Below are 17213 nucleotides of genomic sequence, written 5' to 3' on the forward strand. Positions count from 1 at the left end.
CTGGTGGGTGCTCCCGACGGATGTTGCTGGGGTTATTCACATCCTTACCCTCTGAATAGAGCTAGTCAATACGTCGGGGGGTCGGCGCGGCGGTGGCGTGGATGTTTGGCTGGATGCATGGGCGCACACAACGAGGGATTCGAGGCGGACGACGACGGCGCCGGGCGGGCGGCCCGGCGGGACGAGGCGGTGCGGGCCGCCGTGGAACAGGGCCTGCTCGGGCCCGAGAGCCCCATCGCCGGGCTGCTGGACGTCACCGGCATCCGGGAGTCGGCGGCCGAGCTGCGGGCGGCGTTCGACGCGGTGGTGGCACCGGGCACCCCCGTGCTGCACGCCTTCGCGGTGAAGGCGACCCCGCTGGTGCCGGTGCTGCGGCTGCTGCGCGAGGAGGGCGTGGGCGCGGAGGTGGCGAGCCCGGGTGAGCTGGCGCTGGCGCGGGCCGCGGGGGTGGAGCCGGCCATGACGGTGCTCGACTCGCCCGCGAAGACCCCGGCCGAGCTGCGCGAGGCGCTGGCGCTGGGCATCGCCGTCAACGCGGACAACCCGCAGGAGCTGGAGCGCATCGACGGGCTGATGGCATCCGCCGACAGCCGCTCGCCGCTCGGCATTCGGGTGAACCCGCAGGTCGGCGGGGGTTCCATCGAGGCGACGTCCACCGCCACGGCCACATCGAAGTTCGGGGTGGCGCTGCGGGACGAGGGGGCGCGCGAGTGGGTCGTACAGGCATGCCTGGACCGGCCATGGCTGACCCGGTTGCACGCGCACACCGGGTCCCAGGGGATCCCGCTGTCCCTGATGGCCCGGGGCGTGGCGGAGACGTACACGCTGGCGGAGGAGATCAACCGGCGGGCCGGGCGGCGGCAGATCGACACGCTCGACATCGGCGGCGGGCTGCCCGTGAACTTCGCGTCGGACGCCACCACACCGACGTACGCGCAGTACGCGCGCGTGCTGGCCGAGGAGGTGCCGGGACTGTTCGACGGACGGTACGGCCTGGTCACGGAGTTCGGGCGGTCACTTCTCGCCAAGCACGGGACGGTCGTGGCGCGGGTCGAGTACGCGAAGTCCTCCGGCGGACGGGCGGTGGCGGTGACCCATGCCGGTGTGCAGGTGGCCGCGCGGACGGTGTACGCGCCGGGGAGCTGGCCGTTGCGGATCGCGGCGTACGACGCGAAGGGGCGGGTGAAGGACGGGCCCGTCGTCGTGCAGGACGTCGCCGGGCCGGCCTGTTTCTCGGGGGACCTGCTGGCGGAGGGGCGGTCCATGCCGTTGCTCGAGCAGGGGGACTACGCGGCGGCGCTGGACACGGGGGCGTACTACTTCGCGCATCACTACGCGTACAACTCGCTGGTGCGGCCGGGGGTTTACGGGTTCTGGCCGGACGGGCGGTTCGCGGTGGTGCGGGAGGCGCAGACGGTGGGGGAGGTTGTCGCCGAGTCCGGTGGGGCGTGGGTGGATGGGTTGACGTGAGCGCCGTCGAGGTTCCGTGGCGCGCGGGCTGCCGGGTCCGTCGTGGCCGGTCGCGCAGTTCCCCGCGCCCCTGGCGGGGCGCTCACACGTCCACCCGCACCCACGTCACGTCCGGCCTCCGTCCGACTCGGCAGGAGACGCACCTCAGCGACGCAACGTGAGACGAGCGTGAGAAGGCGCCGCGCGTGCCGTCAGTCGACGAACAGGCCGCGCGCCGCCGCCTTCGCGTCGAACTCCTCCAGGCGGGCCTGGGCCTGAGGCAGGTCGTCGCACATCGCCTCCAGCAGGACCCGGCCGAGCAGCATCGGCGCGCAGGCCGTGTCGAAGGCGAGGCCGGTGCCGACGGCGGCGGGCAGCAGCAGATCGGACACCTTGGCGACCGGCGCGAAGGCGGAGTCGGCGACGGTGACGACGGTCAGCCCGGCCTGCCGGGCGTAGTCGAGGGTGTCGACGACCTCGCGGGGATGCCGGGGCAGCGCGAAGCACAGCAGTGCGGTCGCACCGGCCCGGACTGCGGCGTCGATGCGGTCCTGGAGCATCGTGCCGCCCTCGCCGAGGAGCCGTACGTCGGAGTGGACCTTGGCGGCGAAGTAGGCGAAGCCGTGCGCCTGGGCCGCCGCCGCCCGCAGTCCGAGGACGGGCAGCGGCCGGGAGGCGGCCAGCAGGCGCCCCGCCCGCCGCACCGGCCCGGGGTCGGCCAGGGCCTCCGCCAGGTGCCGCAGGTTCTCGATCTCCGCCTCGACGGCCTGCTGGTACTCGTTGGACGACCCGGCGTCGGCCGCGGGCTCCGCGGGGGCGACCTCGCGCAGATGGCGGCGCAGCGCGGGGTAGCCGTCGAAGCCGAGGGCGACGGCGAACCGGGTCACCGACGGCTGGCTGACCCCGGCCAGCTCGGCGAGCTCCACGCTCGACAGGAACGGCACGTCGGCGGCGCGCCGCACCATGCTGTGCGCGATGCGCCGCTGGGTCGGCGTCAGCCGGTGGCCCTCGAAGAGCGCCTGGAGCCGCGCGGCAGGGCTGTCGGTCACGCTCATGACGTGCTCCCCCTCGCCTATTCAGTAGCTGAGGATTCTGCATGAGCATATGCAGACCGGCAACCGGGACCGAAGGGCTGCCCCCGTCCCGACAGGGGGGCTAACCCCAGTGCGGCCGACGGTACCGCTTCCTACTGTGGGGACATGAGCGGATTGGACGCGCGGGACACCGACCTGAAGAAGGAACTCGACGCCACCCTGCAGACGCGCAGGGAACTGGGCGAGGAGTACGAGTCCGCGCTGGTCGACTCGTTCCTGGAGAAGGTCGACCAGCGGATCGACGGCGCGGTGGAGCGCCGGGTGCGCCGGCAGCTCGCCGAGCAGCAGATGCAGACCGCCCGGGACTCGCGCTCCCCGAAGGCCACCGATTCCTGGGGCGAGAAGTTCGGCTTCGGGATCGTCTCCCTGGTCCTCGCGGTGCCGCTGTCGGCGATCGGCGGCGGCGTGGGTCATCTGCCCGGTCTGATCGTCACCTGGGCCGGCATCGTCGGCGTCAACGCCTTCCAGGCCGTCCGCACCAACCCGGGGCTGTTCGGCCGCAAGTCCTCCCGGGACGGCGACTGGGAGGACTGAGCGCCCCTTCGTCAGGCCTGCCGGGTGGGCAGCGCGACGATCTGCCGCAGGTTGACCCGGCGCGGCCGGCTGGTCGCGTAGGCCACCAGGTCGGCGAGTTCCTCGGCGGACAGCGCGCCCACCGCGTCCAGCATGCCCTCCACCTCCTGGGACAGTTCCGCGTCGGTGATGTGCGTGCGCAGCTCGCTCTCGACGAACCCGGGCTCGATGTTGGTGACCCGCACGTCCCGCGGCCCGAACTCGCCGCGCAGGGACTCCGACAGGTAGGTGACGGCCGCCTTGGTCGCGCCGTACACCGCGTAGTTCGGGAAGCTGACGTGCGCGGCGATGGACGAGATGTTCACGAGGTCGGCCGTACGGCCGTCCGCGGCGGCGTTCACCAGGTCCTCGGTGAAGGCGCCGATGATCCGCAGCACTCCGGCGACGTTGGTGTCGAGCATCCGCCGCCACTCGTCGGCGCGCCGGTCCTCGACGGGGTGGGGCAGCATGACCCCGGCCGCGTTGACGACCAGGTCGACGGGCCCGTACTCCGCATGGATCCGGTCGGCGGCGTCCGCCACGGACGCCTCGTCGGTGACGTCCGCGACGACGGCCAGGGCCTGCCCGCCGTTCGCGCGGATCTTCCCGGCGACGGCCTCCAGCCGTTCCCCGCGCCGGGCCAGCAGCGCCACCCGTGCGCCCCGGTCGGCCAGCAGCACGGCGACGGCCTCGCCGATCCCGCTCGCGGCTCCGGTGACGACGGCGGTACGGCCGGCCAGGTTGTCGTACGACATGGGAGATCCCCTCGGTGGTGCCGGGGCGTCTCCCCGGCCTCGCCCACCACCTTCGGCGGCATCGGCCGCCGTACCCAGGGCGACGGTTTTCCTGGGTCTGTCAGTACCAGGCTCGCCGGCCCCGGGCCGCCTAGGCTCACGGGCATGGACGGAGACATCGGAGACTTTCTGCGCTCGCGCCGCGCGCGTATCCAGCCGGAGGAGGTGGGGCTGCCCTCCTACGGCCGCCGCCGCGTCCCGGGCCTGCGCCGCGAGGAGGTGGCGCAACTGGCCGGGGTGAGCGTCGACTACTACGTCCGTCTGGAACAGGGCAGGGGGCCGAGCGTGTCCGACGCCGTGCTGGACGCGGTGGCGCGGGTGCTGCGGCTGGACGGGGCGGAGCACGACTACCTGCGGGCGGTGGCCCGGCCCCGCCGGCGGGACGACGACCGCCCGGCCGCGTCCCGGGTGCGCCCGGGCGTCCAGCTCCTCCTGGACGGCATGGACCGCAACCCGGCGTACGTCCTGGACCATCGCATGGACGTCCTCGGCTGGAACGCCCTCGCCGACGCGTTGCTCGACTTCGGCGGCACCGGTGCCGCCGAGCGCAACATCCCGCGCCGCGTCTTCCTCGACCCCGCCGCCCGCGACCTGTATCCGCACTGGGCGGAGATCGCCGCCCAGACGGTCGCCCATCTGCGCCTGCAGGCGGGCCACCATCCCGGGGACGCCGCCACAGCCGAACTCGTCGCCGAACTGTCGCGGGCGAGCGAGGACTTCCGCCGCCTGTGGGCCGACCACCTGGTGAACCCCTGCGACCACGGGGTGAAACACCTCCACCACCCGGTCGCGGGCCTGCTGACCCTCCCCTACGAGACCCTCACCATCCCCGGGGCACCGGACCAGACGATCGTGGCCTACGCGCCGGAAGCGGGATCGGAGACGGCCGAGCGGCTCGCGCTGCTGGGAAGTTGGGCCACGAGCCACGCCGACTGACACCCGCCGAGGCCGGGAAAGCTTGCGCGGGGACCGCCGCACCCCCGTGAACGGGGGGCGGGACGACGGCGGTCCCCGCGAAGGACGCGGGCCTGGTCAGGGCCGGGCTTACGCGTCCGTGGCGTCCGTGGAGGTCCGGGAGCCGCTCCGGAGGTCCGTGACGCCTACGGCGCCGGCCGGGGCGGGGAGCCGCTCCCGCCCTGCCGACACCCCCTAATGTGCAGGACCCGTGTTAAGCGGGTGCTGCGCGGACGTGACACCCTCGTACCACTTCCGCGAAGTCCACGAAGATCACGGATGCCGCAAGTTCACCCGGTTCACGGGTGGTTCACCGCACGTTCGCCGTCACTTCCCGGCCCTGGCGAGGAAGGACAGCAGGTCCTGCCGACTGACCACACCGGTCGGCTTGCCCTCGACGAGGACGATCGCCGCGTCCGCCCTGCCCAGGACGGCCATCAGGTCCGCGACCGGTTCGCCGGAGCCGACCTGGGGCAGCGGCGCGGACATGTGCTTCTCCAGCGGGTCCTCCAGCGAGGCGCTCTTGCTGAACAGCGCGTCCAGCAGCTCGCGTTCCACGACCGAGCCGACGACCTCGGCGGCCATCACGTCGGGGTGCCCGGCGCCGGGCTTGACGACCGGCATCTGCGAGACGCCGTACTCGCGCAGCACGTCGATGGCCTGGCCGACCGTCTCCTCGGGGTGCATGTGGACGAGGGAGGGCATGCGGTCGCCCTCCTTGTCGGCGAGGACGTCGCCGACGCGGGCGCTGGGGCCGGAGTCCTCGAGGAAGCCGTAGTCGGCCATCCACTCGTCATTGAAGATCTTGGACAGGTAGCCGCGGCCGCTGTCCGGCAGCAGCACCACCACCACGTCGTCCTCGCCGAGCCGCGCGGCGACCTCCAGCGCGGCCACGACCGCCATGCCGCAGGAGCCGCCGACCAGGAGGCCCTCCTCCTTGGCGAGACGGCGGGTCATCTGGAAGGAGTCCTTGTCGGACACGGCGACGATCTCGTCCGCGACGGTCCGGTCGTAGGCGGTCGGCCAGAAGTCCTCACCGACGCCCTCGACGAGGTACGGCCGCCCGGAGCCGCCCGAGTAGACGGAGCCCTCGGGGTCGGCGCCGACGACCTTGACCTTGCCGTCGCTGATCTCCTTCAGGTAGCGGCCGGTCCCGGAGATCGTGCCGCCGGTGCCCACGCCCGCCACGAAGTGGGTGATCCTCCCCTCCGTCTGCTCCCACAGCTCGGGGCCGGTGGAGTGGTAGTGGGAGAGCGGGTTGTTGGGGTTGGAGTACTGGTCGGGCTTCCAGGCCCCCGGCGTCTCGCGGACCAGCCGGTCGGAGACGTTGTAGTAGGAGTCCGGGTGTTCGGGGTCCACGGCGGTCGGGCACACGACGACCTCGGCGCCGTAGGCGCGCAGCACGTTGATCTTGTCGGTGCTCACCTTGTCGGGGCACACGAAGATGCACTTGTACCCCTTCTGCTGCGCGACGATGGCGAGCCCGACCCCGGTGTTGCCGCTGGTCGGCTCGACGATCGTGCCGCCGGGCTTGAGCGCGCCGCTCTCCTCGGCCGCCTCGATCATGCGCAGGGCGATGCGGTCCTTCACGGAACCGCCGGGGTTGAAGTACTCCACCTTGGCCAGGACGGTCGCCCTGATGCCCTTGGTCACGCTGTTGAGCCTCACCAGCGGGGTGTTGCCGACGAGACTGATCATCGAGTCGTGGAACTGCACCGTTGTCTCCGGATGCCGCAGAAGTGGTCTGAGTGGTGCCGCCAGCCTATGGCCTCGGGCCCCGTCGTGGTCCGTGACGGTCGTTCACTCCCCGTTGAGATTGGAGCACGGGCTGTACGGGGCAAGCACAGGGTGTACGGGTTCGAGGAGGTGGCGGCGACGCATGACGAGCATGTCGAGGGCGCGGGTGGCCCGGCGGATCGCGGCCGGCGCGGCGTACGGCGGTGGCGGGATCGGCCTGGCCGGGGCGGCCGCCATGGGGCTGCTGCTGGCGGAGGTGCAGCTGGCGCGGCGCCGGGTGGGCAACGGCACGTCCCCTCATGTGCCGCACGCGGACGGGCGGTACGGCGGTACGTACGCCGGTCCCGGGCAGACGCCGCTGCGGCTGACGATGCTGGGTGACTCCACGGCCGCGGGCCAGGGCGTGCACCGCTCGGGGCAGACCCCGGGAGCGCTGCTGGCCTCGGGCGTCGCGGCACTGGCGGAACGCCCGGTCGAGTTGCGCACGGTGGCGACGCCCGGGGCCCGCTCGGACGACCTGGACCGCCAGGTGGCCCTGGTCCTGGCCGACCCCGGCCCGGTGCCCGACATCTGCGTGATCATGGTCGGTGCGAACGACGTCACCCACCGCATGCCCGCGACCCGCTCGGTGCGCTGTCTGGCCTCGGCGGTACGAAGGCTGCGCACGGCGGGTGCCGAGGTCGTGGTCGGCACCTGCCCCGACCTCGGCACCATCGAGCCGGTCCGGCAGCCCTTGCGCTGGCTGGCCCGACGGGCGTCCCGGCAGCTGGCGGCCGCCCAGACGATCGGAGTCGTCGAACAGGGCGGCCGCACCGTGTCCCTGGGCGACCTGCTGGGCCCCGAGTTCGCCGCGAACCCGCGTGAGCTGTTCGGCCCGGACAACTACCACCCCTCCGCCGAGGGATACGCCACGGCGGCGATGGCGGTCCTGCCGACCGTCTGCGCCGCGCTCGGCCTGTGGCCGGCCGAGGAGGAGCGCCCGGACGCCTCCCGCCGCGAGGGCTTCCTGCCGGTGGCACGGGCGGCCGCGGAGGCCGCCTCGGAGGCGGGTACGGAGGTCGCGGCCGCCATGCCGACCGGGCCGCGGGGCCCGTGGGCCCTGCTGAAACGCCGGCGGCGCCGGCGGGTACCCGAGCAGGAACCGGCTCCCGTCACTCCGTCGAGCTGAGGCGGAGGGAGCCGGGACGAGAAAAGCAAGCGCTTAGAAAACTGCGGCCAGGGTCACACCGCCACACCCGTGACCCAGCCCATACGTACGGGTAACTTCCCAGACAGCCCAGCCAGACCACCCGGTACGTCAATGGAGCCGTGATGCCCGAAGCCGTGATCGTCTCAGCCGCCCGCTCCCCCATCGGCCGCGCCGTCAAGGGCTCCCTCAAGGACATGCGCCCGGACGACCTCGCCGCCACCATCGTGCAGGCCGCCCTCGCCAAGGTCCCCGAGCTGGACCCGAAGGACATCGACGACCTGATGCTCGGCTGCGGCCTGCCCGGCGGCGAGCAGGGCCACAACCTCGGCCGCATCGTGGCCGTACAGATGGGCATGGACCACCTGCCGGGCTGCACCGTCACCCGGTACTGCTCCTCGTCCCTGCAGACCTCCCGCATGGCCCTGCACGCCATCAAGGCCGGCGAGGGTGACGTCTTCATCTCGGCCGGTGTCGAGACGGTCTCCCGGTACGCGTTCGGCAGCTCCGACATGCCCGGCACGCACAACCCGCTCTTCGCCGACGCCGAGGCCCGCACCGCCGAGACCGCCCAGTCCGAGGGCACCGGCTGGCACGACCCGCGCGAGGACGGCCTGCTGCCCGACCCGTACATCACGATGGGCCAGACCGCCGAGAACCTGGCCCGCGCCAAGGGCGTCACCCGTCAGGACATGGACGAGTTCGGCGTCCGCTCGCAGAACCTCGCCGAAGAGGCCATCAAGAACGGCTTCTGGGAGCGCGAGATCACCCCGGTGACCCTGCCCGACGGCACGGTCGTCGCCAAGGACGACGGCCCCCGCGCCGGCGTCACCCTGGAGGCGGTCCAGGGCCTCAAGCCGGTCTTCCGCCCCGACGGCCTGGTCACGGCCGGCAACTGCTGCCCGCTGAACGACGGCGCCGCCGCGCTCGTCATCATGTCCGACACCAAGGCCCGCGAGCTCGGCCTCACCCCGCTCGCCCGGATCGTGTCGACCGGCGTCTCCGGCCTCTCTCCCGAGATCATGGGCCTCGGCCCGGTCGAGGCGAGCAAGCAGGCCCTGAAGCGGGCGGGGCTCTCCATCGACGACATCGACCTGGTGGAGATCAACGAGGCGTTCGCCGCCCAGGTGATCCCCTCCTACCGCGACCTCGGCATCCCGCTGGAGAAGCTGAACGTCAACGGCGGTGCCATCGCCGTCGGCCACCCCTTCGGCATGACCGGCGCCCGCATCACCACCACGCTCATCAACTCCCTCCAGTTCCACGACAAGCAGTTCGGCCTGGAGACGATGTGCGTGGGCGGCGGCCAGGGCATGGCCATGGTCATCGAGCGCCTCAGCTGAGCACCGCACCGTAGCCGCAGCGGCACCGCCCGTGAGGCAATGGCCCAGAACCCGGAAAGCACCAGGGTTCTGGGCCGTTTTGTGATCCAATCTCACCCAGGATGTGACCTATCTCCCTCCATTCGGGGAGATCCCCAGGTCACAGTGGTCACACCCCCTCCCCCGGGACCGAAGCCCTGTCCGTTTCGTGACGCTACGCACTGACAGCTGCTTAGTCCGCCCTTCAAGCTGATGTAGGAAGTCGGGGGTCGACTTTGAACCGGGAGTACGTCAGTGAGCGCCATGCCGATCGCGTTGCTGGTCACCACGGCCGCCACGGGCGCCGTGGGTGTCGCCGTCCTGCGCACCGTCCTGCAGCTGCGCCGACAGGTCGCCGCCCTGCACACCGCGCTGGCCGAGAACCGCGCCGCCATGACCCGCGCCCTGCTGCCCGCCGCCCGTAGCGCCGACGCCGACGAGATACGGGCCGCCGTGGCCGCGGCGCTCGCCGAGGAACGGGAGCGCGAACTCGCCGAGGCGCGGGCGTTCTGGGCCGCCCAGGAGACCCGTGACGCCTCCGACGCGCCGCCCCTGCTGGGCCTGCCCGACACCGATCTGTTCCTGCCCCGGCAGGCCGATTTCGCGGGTCTGGAGCCGGTGTCCGAGCCCGGTGCGGACAGCGAGGAGCCGGCCGGCGAGTCCGCCGAGCTGGCCGCGGCCCGCCGCCGCCACCCCTCCCACCCGGACTTCGTGCCGAACTCCTCGCCGGTGGTGAACGACCACGAGCGCACCGTCGCCACCCTGGAGGAGCTGGCCGCCTCTCGCGTCGAACTGACGGACGTCCGCCCGGGCCCTCTGGGCACCCTCGACGTCTACGTCTTCGCCGACGGCACGACCCTGTGCATGACCCCCGGCCACCGCGAGACGGCAGAACGCCTCGGCAGCGCCCTCCGCGCAGGGCAGACCCCGACCCTCCTGGGCGGCTCGGGCGTCTCCGGCGCCTACACCCTGACGTTCGAGTGCGGCGAGGAGAACGTCTACATCCTGGCGGACCGGGTCATCGCGTCCCTTTAGGGGCTCGGGGCGGTATCGATGTGCGGCTCCGCCGCGTGGGCGCGACCAGCCACACACGACCGGCACCCGCGAACGGCGCTAAACCCCCGCCCGCTTCTGCGCCTCCTCCACCACCCTCACGGCTTCGTCGACGTCCGACTCACTGGGAATCACCACCGCCAGATCATGCCCCGCAACGGTGATCTGATCTGCGGCAGCAAACATCCCCGCATCCGGCATCTCCCGAGGCTCCACATCAGGAGCCTCCAGACGCTGCGCCCTCCGGGCCAACTCCCTGGCGAGCTCCAGAGCCTCAGCGGCAGCGCCCCGCTGCAAGCGGCTCTGGGGCGCAGCCCTCAAACGATCGGCGAAGTGATCCACCGCACGGGTCAGAGGCGTCGTATCAACCACGTCGCGAGCGTACGCGTCGCACCGGGACTGTTGCCAACGGGCGAACACTCAGGCACCGTGACCTGAAGGACCGGCTTACATCCCAGCGTCCGGAGGCGCCGATGTCCCAAGTCTTCTCCGAAGAGACCCATCGCAACATGCTCGCCCGCATCCCCCACTGCACCGGCCGTCAGATCTCCGACTGGCTGCGCACCGTCGACGAAGGCCCGGCGCTCTTCCGCTTCGAGGAAAAGGTCAGCTGGCTCCGGCACGAACACAACCTCGCGTACGGCCACGCCAAGGCCATCATCCACGAGTACGACCTGAGGAGGGCCGCGCGCAAACTGCTCTGAGCGCGCAAGGACAAGGGCCCCGGCCGAAGCCGGGGCCCTTGTCCGTACGACCGTCGCGAACTAGTCGTTGCTGTTGAGGATCGAGATGAGCCTCAGGAACTCCATGTAGATCCACACCAGCGTGAGCGTCAGGCCGAAGGCCGCGAGCCACGCCTCCTCACGCGGGGCGCCGTAGGCGACGCCGTCCTCGACCTGCTTGAAGTCCAGGGCGAGGAAGCAGGCTCCGAGGATGATGCCGATGACGCCGAAGACGACGCCCAGGGCACCACTGCGGAAGCCGAGGCCGTCACCGCCGCCGAACACCGCGAACAGCAGGTTCACGGCCATCAGCAGGATGAAGCCGAGCGCGGCCGCCATCACGAAGCCGTAGAAGCGCCGGTTGACGCGGATCCAGCCGGCCTTGTAGGCGACCAGCACACCGGCGAAGACCGCCATGGTGCCGATCACCGCCTGCATGGCGGCGCCGTCGGCGATGCGGTTGTCGACGATGTTGGACACGACGCCGAGGAAGACACCCTCGAACGCGGCGTACGTCAGGATCAGCGCGGGCGAGGCCTTGCGCTTGAAGGACTGCACGAACGCCAGGACCATGCCGATCAGCGCGGCGCCGATGCCGATGCCGTAGCTACGGCTGATGTTGGCGTCGTCGACCGGCAGCAGGGCCCAGGAGAGCGCCGCGGTGAGGATGAGCACACCGAGCGTGCTCGCCGTGCGCAGGACGACGTCGTCGATGGTCATCCGGCCGGTGGTGGCCGGGGCCTGCGGCGGTGCGCCGTACTGCAGGTCCTGCTGGGCGTAGGGGTTCTGCGCGTACGGGTTCTGCGCGTACGGGTCGCCCGTCGGCTGGGCGTACGGGTTGCCCTGCGTGGCAACAGCGGGACCCCCGGCCTGCGGCGCGGTGTTGAAGCCCGCGTAGCCGTTGTCGCGGCTGAACCCCCGTCGCGAGAAGACCGGGTTTCTGCTCCTCATTTCACTCCTCCATGGCCACCGTGCGTGGCCTTGGCTCAAGAGTAATAGGTAGGCAAAGGATTGACCCTAGTGCTTGGGGAGGATCTTTCCCTCGTCGTGTCGCGCAACACGCTACGCCGCCTCGTGATTCCCCTCACTGGAGGGGGGCCGTCCCTCACCCGCCGAACGGGAAGCCCGTGTACGCCTCGGCCAGGTCGGTCTCGGCCGCCCGCGAGGAGGCGATGCGCTCCAGCCGGGCGAGCTGGAGCCGGTCCTCGAAGCCGGTCGCGTCCGGGGCCCGGTGCAGGAGGGTGGTCATGTCGTAGGAGAACCGCTCGGCCTGCCAGATCCTGCGCAGGCACGTCTCCGAGTAGGCGTGGAGCAGGTCCGGCGAGCCGGTCTCCTGCCGGTGGGTCAGGGCCCGGGCGAACGTCACGACGTCACCGACGGCGAGGTTCAGCCCCTTGGCTCCGGTCGGCGGGACGATGTGGGCCGCGTCACCGGCGAGGAAGAGGCGGCCGTGGCGCATGGGCTCGTGGACGTAGGAGCGCATGGGCGTCACCGACTTCTGGGTGATCGGGCCCCGCTCCAGGCGCCAGTCGTCGTCCGTCTCGAAACGGCGCTCCAGCTCGTCCCAGATCTCCTCGTCGCCCCAGTCCCCGGCGTCCGTGCCGTCGGGCACCTGGAGGTAGAGGCGGGAGACGGAGGAGGACCGCATGGAGAGCAGGGCGAAGCCGCGGTCGTGGCGGGCGTAGACCAGCTCGTCGTGCGAGGGCGGCACGTCGGCGAGGATGCCGAGCCAGCCGAAGGGGTACGTCCGTTCGAAGACCCGGACCAGTTCGGCGGGGACGGCCTTGCGGGCCACGCCCCAGAAGCCGTCACAGCCGACGACGTACGCGCACTCCAGGACGTCCTCCCGGCCCTGGTGCCGGAAGCGGACGCGCGGGGCGTCCGTGTCCGCGCCCTCGACGGCCAGCGCCTCCGCCTCGAACAGCAGCGGGCCGCCGTCCCGCAACTGGAGGGCGATGAGGTCCTTGCAGACCTCGGTCTGGGCGTAGACCATCACGGACCGGCCGCCGGTGAGGGCGGGGAAGTCGACGCGGTGGCGCCTGCGGTCGAAGCGGAGTTCGATGCCGTCGTGGCGCAGCCCCTCACGGTCCATGCGCGCACCGGCACCGGCCGCGCGCAGCACGTCCACGGTCCCCTGCTCCAGGATCCCGGCCCGCTGCCGCCGTTCGACATAGGTGCGGTCGCGGCTCTCCAGGACGACCGAGTCGATGCCGGCGTTGTGGAGCAGCCGGGCGAGGAGGAGACCGGCCGGGCCCGCTCCGATGATGCCGACGGTGGCGCGCATCGGACACCTCTTCTCTCACGGTTCGTTTGTTCGTGTAGTGAAAAATATTTCACTACTTTCGGATGTGAGTTTCCGACGGCATGGGCCCGCTGTCAACGGGCATGCCGTGAACTCTTCAATGAACCATGCAGGGGTCGGAAGGTGCCCGGAGCCGGACTTGAACCGGCACGCCCGCGAAGGGGCAGCGAGGTTTAAGCTCGCCGTGTCTGCATTCCACCATCCGGGCAGGCCATGGGCTCCGCATCGAGGTTCCGAGACTATCGGGACGGGTCCCTCGAACAGCGGAAGGGTGGGCCGATGTTGTCTTATTTTATTGACGTCTGAGGGTGCATCAGCACCTGGAACACGCCATCCGCACTTGCCAATAGCGTTGCGTGCGGCGCTCGGCCATGTATGCGGAATGACGGAATTTCACCGTCTGAACGAGGGCACTCCACCTGTTCTTGACACCTGTCCTCGACACCTGTCCGCCCGGGCTCCCGACATCGGGCTCCCTCAGGGACGCCCGTCATCCCCAGGTATGACGCCGCCTCTCGCGGTCAGACCGAAGTCGCCCTTCGGAACCGGAACAACGGGTGACTACACGGCGCCGTGGGACCCGGACGATGGATTCACATCCGTCCCGAACACCGTCGTCCCGACAGGAGAGTCATCCGTGACCACCGCATCCCTCGCCGACCGGGCCACCACCGTGGCCGCGCGCGCCACGGATCTGTCCAAGATCTACGGGCAGGGTGAGACCCAGGTGGTCGCCCTGGACCGGGTCTCCGTCGACTTCCGGCAGGCCGAGTTCACCGCGATCATGGGCCCGTCCGGCTCGGGCAAGTCCACCCTGATGCACTGCGTGGCCGGCCTGGACACCTTCTCCTCCGGCTCGGTGCGCATCGGCGACACCGAGCTCGGTTCGCTGAAGGACAAGCACCTGACCAAGCTCCGCCGGGACAAGATCGGTTTCATCTTCCAGGCGTTCAACCTGCTGCCGACCCTGACGGCCCTGGAGAACATCACCCTCCCGATGGACATCGCGGGCCGTAAGCCGGACAAGCAGTGGCTTGACTCCGTCATCAAGATGGTCGGTCTGGCGGACCGGCTGGGGCACCGGCCCTCGCAGCTGTCGGGCGGTCAGCAGCAGCGCGTGGCCGTGGCGCGGGCGCTGGCCTCCAAGCCCGAGATCATCTTCGGCGACGAGCCCACCGGAAACCTCGACTCGCGCTCCGGCGCCGAGGTGCTGGGCTTCCTGCGCAACTCCGTCCGTGAGCTGGGCCAGACGGTGGTGATGGTGACGCACGACCCGGTCGCCGCGGCCTACGCGGACCGGGTCGTCTTCCTCGCGGACGGCCGGATCGTCGACGAGCTGTACCGCCCGACGGCGGAGACGGTCCTGGACCGTATGAAGGCCTTCGACGCCAAGGGCCGCACCAGCTGATCCCCCGTCAGGACCGACAGGACTGAGAAGAAAGAACCCATGTTCCGAACCGCCTTGCGCAACGTGCTCGCGCACAAGGCCCGGCTCCTGATGACCGTCCTCGCCGTGATGCTCGGCGTGGCCTTCGTGTCGGGGACCCTGGTCTTCACCAACACCATCTCCGACGCCTTCCAGAAGAGCTCCGCCAAGGGCTTCGACCAGGTCGACGTCGCCATGACCGCGGACTACCAGGAGGCCGAGGGCGACAAGGTCGGCAAGCTCCACGACCTGACCCGGGCCGTGCTCGACAAGAGCGAGCGGGTGCCCGGGGCCGAGTCCGCCATCGGCGTCGTGCAGGGCTTCACCGCCATCGCCGACAAGGACGGCAAGCTGATCGGCCAGGGCTTCCAGTCGCAGGGCGGCAACTACTGGGGCGCCGAGGACCCCCGCTACCCGCTGGTCAGCGGCCACGCGCCCAAGGGCCCGGGCGAGATCCTCATCGACTCCGAGACGGCGAAGCGCGCCGGCTACGAGGTCGGCGACACCGTGCGGATGTCCGTCGACGGCCCGGTCCTGACCCCGAAGGTCACCGGCATCTTCACCACCGACGACGGCAATGTCGCGGCCGGCGGCAGCCTCACCCTGTTCGACACGGCGACCGCCCAGAAGCTGCTGGGCAAGCCGGGCGTGTACGACCAGATCGACGTCAAGGCGAAGCCGGGCGTCTCCCAGACCGCGCTGAAGACCGAACTGGACAAGGCCCTGCCCGAGGGCACCGTCTCGACCACCACCGGCAAGCAGCTCGCCGACGACCAGGCGGAGTCGATCTCCCGGTCGATGAGCGGCATGCAGACGGCCCTGCTGGTCTTCGCCGGCATCGCCCTGTTCGTCGGCACGTTCATCATCGCCAACACCTTCACCATGCTGGTGGCCCAGCGCACCAAGGAACTGGCGCTGATGCGGGCGGTCGGCGCCTCCCGCCGGCAGGTGACCCGGTCGGTGCTCCTGGAGGCCTTCGTGGTCGGCGCGATCGCCGCCGTGGCCGGGCTCGTCGCGGGCATCGGCATCGGGGCCGGACTGCGCTCGCTGATGGGCTCGTTCGGGGGCGGGACCGTGCCCGACGGGCCGCTGGTCATCAAGCCCACCACGATCGTCGCCGCGCTCGCGGTCGGCATCCTGGTGACCATGCTGGCGGCGTGGCTGCCGGGCCGCCGGGCCGCGAAGATCCCGCCGGTGGCGGCCATGAACAGCGTGCACGCCAAGGCCACGACCAAGTCGCTGGTGCTGCGCAACACGCTGGGCGCCCTGGTCTCGGCCGCGGGCATCGCGGTGGTCCTGGCGGCCTCGACGATGGACGGCTCGGACGGCCAGATGCCCATGGGCCTCGGCGCGGTGCTGCTCATCGTCGGCGTGTTCATCCTGACCCCGCTGCTGTCCCGCCCGCTCATCGCTGCCGCCGCGCCGGTGCTGCGCGTCTTCGGGGTCTCCGGCAAGCTCGCGCGGCAGAACTCGGTGCGCAACCCGCGCCGTACGGCCGCCACCGCCTCCGCGCTGATGATCGGCCTGACCCTGATCACCGGCATGACGGTGATGGCGGGCAGCCTCCAGCAGGCCATCGAGAAGATGGCGTCGTCGTCGGTCAAGTCCGACTACGTGGTGTCCATGGCGAACGGCAACCCGCTGTCGCCGGACGTCGAGAAGAAGCTGGAGCAGGCCGAGGGCGTCAGCGCCACCAGCCCGATGGTCAACGCCGAGTCCCGGATCGACGGCCGGTCCGAGTACCTCACCGGCGTCAACGGCGCCGCGATCGGCGAGTTGGCCGACCCGAAGCTCGACTCCGGTTCCTTCGAGGTCGGCGGCGGCCGGATCGTCGTGGACAGCGAGACCGCCAAGTCCAACGGCTGGAAGGCCGGCTCCGCCTTCACCGCCTCCTTCGAGGACGGCGAGAAGCAGAAGCTGACGGTCGCCGGGACCTACGAGGGCAACGAGTTCCTGAGCGGCATCCTGATCGACCAGAAGACCCTCGTCCCGCACGCGTCGGACCCGTACAACATGAGGGTCCTGGTGAAGACCGCCGACGGCGTGTCCGGTGCGACCCAGGACAAGCTGGAGAAGGCCCTCGGCACCAACCCGGCCATCAAGGTCCAGGACAAGCAGGACATCTCCAACGAGATCGCGCAGATGTTCACGCTGATGCTGAACATGGTCTACGGACTGCTCGCCATGGCGGTGATCGTGGCCGTCCTCGGCGTCATCAACACCCTGGCCATGTCGGTCTTCGAACGCTCCCAGGAGATCGGCATGCTGCGGGCGATCGGCCTGGACCGCAAGGGCATCAAGCGGATGGTCCGTCTGGAGTCCCTGGTGATCTCCCTGTTCGGCGCGGTGCTGGGCATCGGCCTGGGCGTGTTCTTCGGCTGGGCGGCCGGTGAGCTGCTGGCCACGAAGATGGCGACGTACGAACTGGTCCTGCCCTGGGCGCGGATGGGCCTCTTCCTGCTGCTGGCCGCGACGGTGGGTGTCCTCGCGGCACTGTGGCCGGCCCGGCGGGCGGCCCGGCTGAACATGCTGGAAGCCATCAAGGCGGAGTAGCGGACACGCGAGGGCCCCTCTTCCACCGGT

Annotated in this window: 15 protein-coding genes and 1 tRNA gene; 9 read left to right on the forward strand and 7 right to left on the reverse strand. The window is 70.9% G+C overall.

What is annotated here, in order from left to right:
• Positions 1-117: 117 nt before the first annotated feature.
• Positions 118-1470 carry a diaminopimelate decarboxylase gene (locus ABZ016_RS11730; protein ID WP_356916392.1) on the forward strand — a complete coding sequence of 451 codons (1353 nt, stop codon included), beginning with the start codon at positions 118-120 and terminating at the stop codon, positions 1468-1470.
• A gap of 191 nt (positions 1471-1661) precedes the next feature.
• Here the strand turns inward: ABZ016_RS11730 and ABZ016_RS11735 are convergent, their stop codons facing one another.
• Positions 1662-2504, reverse strand: a complete 843-nt coding sequence (locus ABZ016_RS11735) for a MurR/RpiR family transcriptional regulator (protein ID WP_356916393.1) — start codon at positions 2502-2504, stop codon at positions 1662-1664.
• A 144-nt stretch (positions 2505-2648) separates the two neighbouring features.
• Between ABZ016_RS11735 and ABZ016_RS11740 the strand changes: the two genes are divergently transcribed.
• On the forward strand, positions 2649-3077 hold the full coding sequence (locus ABZ016_RS11740; RefSeq protein WP_356916394.1) for a hypothetical protein: 429 nt from the start codon (positions 2649-2651) through the stop codon (positions 3075-3077).
• Between the two features lie 11 nt (positions 3078-3088).
• Here ABZ016_RS11740 and ABZ016_RS11745 read toward each other — a convergent pair whose 3' ends face one another.
• On the reverse strand, positions 3089-3850 hold the full coding sequence (locus ABZ016_RS11745) for an SDR family oxidoreductase (protein WP_356916395.1): 762 nt from the start codon (positions 3848-3850) through the stop codon (positions 3089-3091).
• A gap of 144 nt (positions 3851-3994) precedes the next feature.
• On the opposite strand from ABZ016_RS11745, the gene ABZ016_RS11750 reads away from it, so the two are divergent.
• Positions 3995-4825 carry a helix-turn-helix transcriptional regulator gene (locus ABZ016_RS11750; RefSeq protein WP_356916396.1) on the forward strand — a complete coding sequence of 277 codons (831 nt, stop codon included), beginning with the start codon at positions 3995-3997 and terminating at the stop codon, positions 4823-4825.
• 345 nt (positions 4826-5170) lie between these two features.
• Here the strand turns inward: ABZ016_RS11750 and ABZ016_RS11755 are convergent, their stop codons facing one another.
• Complete coding sequence (locus ABZ016_RS11755) at positions 5171-6559, reverse strand: cystathionine beta-synthase (RefSeq protein ID WP_356916397.1); 1389 nt, start codon at positions 6557-6559, stop codon at positions 5171-5173.
• 163 nt (positions 6560-6722) lie between these two features.
• Here ABZ016_RS11755 and ABZ016_RS11760 point away from each other — a divergent pair, with 163 nt between their 5' ends.
• The 3 genes from ABZ016_RS11760 to ABZ016_RS11770 all read left to right on the forward strand — a co-directional run bounded on the left by ABZ016_RS11760 (position 6723) and on the right by ABZ016_RS11770 (position 10162).
• A complete protein-coding gene (locus ABZ016_RS11760; protein WP_356916398.1) occupies positions 6723-7748 on the forward strand; it encodes an SGNH/GDSL hydrolase family protein in 1026 nt (341 codons plus the stop codon).
• Positions 7749-7891: 143 nt separating this feature from the next.
• Complete coding sequence (locus ABZ016_RS11765; protein WP_356916399.1) at positions 7892-9109, forward strand: acetyl-CoA C-acetyltransferase; 1218 nt, start codon at positions 7892-7894, stop codon at positions 9107-9109.
• A 273-nt stretch (positions 9110-9382) separates the two neighbouring features.
• Positions 9383-10162 (forward strand): hypothetical protein, encoded by a 780-nt coding sequence (locus tag ABZ016_RS11770; protein ID WP_356916400.1) that lies wholly within the window; start codon positions 9383-9385, stop codon positions 10160-10162.
• A gap of 78 nt (positions 10163-10240) precedes the next feature.
• Here ABZ016_RS11770 and ABZ016_RS11775 read toward each other — a convergent pair whose 3' ends face one another.
• On the reverse strand, positions 10241-10552 hold the full coding sequence (locus ABZ016_RS11775; RefSeq protein ID WP_356916401.1) for a hypothetical protein: 312 nt from the start codon (positions 10550-10552) through the stop codon (positions 10241-10243).
• A 101-nt stretch (positions 10553-10653) separates the two neighbouring features.
• Between ABZ016_RS11775 and ABZ016_RS11780 the strand changes: the two genes are divergently transcribed.
• A complete protein-coding gene (locus ABZ016_RS11780; RefSeq protein ID WP_104780228.1) occupies positions 10654-10884 on the forward strand; it encodes a DUF4287 domain-containing protein in 231 nt (76 codons plus the stop codon).
• 60 nt (positions 10885-10944) lie between these two features.
• Here ABZ016_RS11780 and ABZ016_RS11785 read toward each other — a convergent pair whose 3' ends face one another.
• From ABZ016_RS11785 to ABZ016_RS11795, 3 genes are all read right to left on the reverse strand, one after another.
• Complete coding sequence (locus ABZ016_RS11785; protein ID WP_356916402.1) at positions 10945-11853, reverse strand: Bax inhibitor-1/YccA family protein; 909 nt, start codon at positions 11851-11853, stop codon at positions 10945-10947.
• Positions 11854-12007: 154 nt separating this feature from the next.
• Positions 12008-13186, reverse strand: coding sequence for a 4-hydroxybenzoate 3-monooxygenase (locus ABZ016_RS11790; protein ID WP_356916403.1), 1179 nt, complete (start codon positions 13184-13186; stop codon positions 12008-12010).
• A 142-nt stretch (positions 13187-13328) separates the two neighbouring features.
• Positions 13329-13412: transfer RNA gene (locus tag ABZ016_RS11795), tRNA-Leu, on the reverse strand.
• Between the two features lie 429 nt (positions 13413-13841).
• Between ABZ016_RS11795 and ABZ016_RS11800 the strand changes: the two genes are divergently transcribed.
• Complete coding sequence (locus ABZ016_RS11800) at positions 13842-14612, forward strand: ABC transporter ATP-binding protein (RefSeq protein ID WP_356916404.1); 771 nt, start codon at positions 13842-13844, stop codon at positions 14610-14612.
• A 39-nt stretch (positions 14613-14651) separates the two neighbouring features.
• Positions 14652-17183: an FtsX-like permease family protein gene (locus ABZ016_RS11805; protein WP_356916405.1), complete on the forward strand. Its 2532-nt coding sequence runs from the start codon at positions 14652-14654 to the stop codon at positions 17181-17183.
• Positions 17184-17213: the final 30 nt, after the last annotated feature.

The organism is Streptomyces sp. NPDC006372, assembly GCF_040612515.1.
Lineage (GTDB): Bacteria > Actinomycetota > Actinomycetes > Streptomycetales > Streptomycetaceae > Streptomyces.

Excerpts from the sequence above, each read along its gene's own strand:
- ABZ016_RS11750 (WP_356916396.1), top strand. The coding sequence starts at position 3,995 with ATGGACGGAGACATCGGAGACTTTCTGCGCTCGCGCCGCGCGCGTATC.
- ABZ016_RS11760 (WP_356916398.1), top strand. The coding sequence starts at position 6,723 with ATGACGAGCATGTCGAGGGCGCGGGTGGCCCGGCGGATCGCGGCCGGC.
- ABZ016_RS11805 (WP_356916405.1), top strand. The coding sequence starts at position 14,652 with ATGTTCCGAACCGCCTTGCGCAACGTGCTCGCGCACAAGGCCCGGCTC.
- ABZ016_RS11765 (WP_356916399.1), top strand. The coding sequence starts at position 7,892 with ATGCCCGAAGCCGTGATCGTCTCAGCCGCCCGCTCCCCCATCGGCCGC.
- ABZ016_RS11780 (WP_104780228.1), top strand. The coding sequence starts at position 10,654 with ATGTCCCAAGTCTTCTCCGAAGAGACCCATCGCAACATGCTCGCCCGC.
- ABZ016_RS11790 (WP_356916403.1), bottom strand. The coding sequence starts at position 13,186 with ATGCGCGCCACCGTCGGCATCATCGGAGCGGGCCCGGCCGGTCTCCTC.
- ABZ016_RS11735 (WP_356916393.1), bottom strand. The coding sequence starts at position 2,504 with ATGAGCGTGACCGACAGCCCTGCCGCGCGGCTCCAGGCGCTCTTCGAG.
- ABZ016_RS11745 (WP_356916395.1), bottom strand. The coding sequence starts at position 3,850 with ATGTCGTACGACAACCTGGCCGGCCGTACCGCCGTCGTCACCGGAGCC.
- ABZ016_RS11730 (WP_356916392.1), top strand. The coding sequence starts at position 118 with ATGGGCGCACACAACGAGGGATTCGAGGCGGACGACGACGGCGCCGGG.
- ABZ016_RS11740 (WP_356916394.1), top strand. The coding sequence starts at position 2,649 with ATGAGCGGATTGGACGCGCGGGACACCGACCTGAAGAAGGAACTCGAC.
- ABZ016_RS11785 (WP_356916402.1), bottom strand. The coding sequence starts at position 11,853 with ATGAGGAGCAGAAACCCGGTCTTCTCGCGACGGGGGTTCAGCCGCGAC.